Source organism: Streptomyces sp. NPDC002130 (assembly GCF_040296465.1).
GTDB lineage: Bacteria > Actinomycetota > Actinomycetes > Streptomycetales > Streptomycetaceae > Streptomyces.
This window is the reverse complement of sequence record NZ_JBEOXI010001002.1, coordinates 1-1236: the sequence shown is the minus strand read 5'-3', so window position 1 is coordinate 1236 and position 1236 is coordinate 1. Positions and strand designations below refer to the sequence as shown.

General features: G+C 58.5%; 1 protein-coding gene and 1 pseudogene. Both read left to right on the top strand.

Annotated elements, in window-relative coordinates:
* Nucleotides 1–535, top strand: a pseudogene (locus ABT116_RS47830) (hypothetical protein); the annotation flags it as partial.
* A 252-nt stretch (nt 536–787) separates the two neighbouring features.
* Nucleotides 788–1123: a helix-turn-helix domain-containing protein gene (locus ABT116_RS47825; protein WP_095971922.1), complete on the top strand. Its 336-nt coding sequence runs from the start codon at nt 788–790 to the stop codon at nt 1121–1123.
* The last annotated feature ends 113 nt before the right edge of the window (nt 1124–1236 follow it).

The window sequence follows — 1236 nt, the reverse complement described above, 5'->3', positions numbered from 1 at the left end:
CGACGGCGCCGGCTTCGTCACCCGGTTCGAGGTCGACACCGGGTTCCTGACCCGCTACCCGGTCCAGCAGGCCGGCGGCCGCACCATCCTGGAGCGATCGCGTTGGTACAAGGGATATTTGCAGACGTGGCTCGTTCACATGCGTCAGCCGGTGAAATTGTGGCGTGGTTTGGGCCCGATCGGCTTTCTCAGATTCACAATTCTCATGGCCGGCACACCCGTGGTCGCCACTTTGAACATGGTGTTCTGGCTCATCAGCCTGGACTGGATTCTCGGACAACCTGAAGTCATCCACCAGATCTTCCCCAACTACGTCTATTTCCCCGCGCTGATCTCTCTGGCATTCGGAAATGCCGCCGTTCTCTACATGAACCTCGTGGCGTGCCGCGAAACGCGAAACGCGATGCTCCTCGTTGCCTGTCTGACTGCTCCGTTGTACTGGGTACTCATGAGCATCGCGGCAATCAAGGGAACCTATCAATTGATTCGAAACCCGTCGTACTGGGAAAAAACCTTCCACGGTCTGAACACCTGAGAGCGTGAGCCTCGCGTTTTACACAGGTGTGAGTTATGTCTACTGATCAATCTCACCCGCAATTTCACCCGAATCCGGATTTCCACGGAAAACACACAGCTAGACGGTTGCGGTAAACACTCATTTCAGTCACAGAACTTAACTACCGATACGCGAGAATCGCAGTGAAAGGTTGCCGAACGATCACAGAATCGATGTTCAGTGGCTTATACGCCGGGGCGGCGCTGGCTTACCGCGCAGCACTCAGGCACTATGACCGGTATGAGCGGTTTTTCGGAATGGGTGAAGCATCAACTGGAACTTCGCCAAGAAACAGACGTGGCCGATGCTGCGCGTGCGCTGGGAATACGCCCCTCGGAGCTCGGTCGGTGGCTGTCCGCGAAACGCCCTCCCACGCAGGACACGATCAGAACCGCGTGCCGCGTCTTCGACGTCCACGTACAGGAAATTCTCGTCGCCGCGGGATACATGACACCCGACGAATCAGGGCTGGACGACAAACCGATTTCGCTGTCCGCCCTCAGCACCCGAGAACTCGTCGACGAACTGGCGAGACGCTCCGCGTCACACAGCCCCGAAGATCAGTAAGTCAACTGCGGATCCGGTTTCCACCGCTGGGCCCTGCTCGCGGGCTGGGCGGTCGGCATGGTCTACGGCACGGTCGCCGCGTACGGCGTGGCCTCCCCGACCCAGAAGCACTT

Excerpts from the sequence above, each read along its gene's own strand:
- ABT116_RS47825 (WP_095971922.1), top strand. The coding sequence starts at position 788 with ATGACCGGTATGAGCGGTTTTTCGGAATGGGTGAAGCATCAACTGGAA.